A 521-nucleotide genomic window follows, 5' to 3' on the forward strand; every position below is an offset into this window, starting at 1 on the left:
CATATTGGTAGCGCGGCGCGAGACCCGTATTCTCTCCTTCCTAGTGTTTGCGGCTTATCAAAACCAACCCAGACGCTAGTTTCTAGCTGAGTGTTGAAGCCGGAAAACCATGCATCCTTTTGGTCATTTGTTGTGCCAGTCTTGCCTGCCAGGTCTTTACGTTTTAGTTGTAGAGCCTTTCTGCCGGTACCTTTTGTGATAACGTCTTTTAGCATTGAGTGAAGAATATATATATCGCGTTCATCGGCGATGCGCGGGGCGTAGGTGATTTCCTCGTTAGTCTCTTTGTTGTCAATCTCTTCTGAGCTTTGTTGAGTGAGGCAGTTTTCACGGCATACGATGGGAGCCGTGTTTTTGAAAATTATGTTCCCCTCATTATCTTCGATATGAGATATCAGATGGGTATCAATTTTGTAGCCGCCGTTGGCTATCATTGCATATCCTCTGGCGATGCTGATAGGGGGGAGTCCGGCGCTGCCAAGCGCGAGAGACAAATCTCTGGGTAGGTCTTTTTTGTCAAA

General features: G+C 47.0%; 1 protein-coding gene. It reads right to left on the bottom strand.

From position 1 onward, the window contains the following. Positions 1-434 (bottom strand): penicillin-binding transpeptidase domain-containing protein (locus A3763_RS07340; protein WP_255376611.1); only part of this gene is annotated, 434 nt, incomplete at its 3' end. Between the last annotated feature and the right edge of the window lie 87 nt (positions 435-521).

It is taken from the genome of Oleiphilus sp. HI0128, assembly GCF_001635365.1.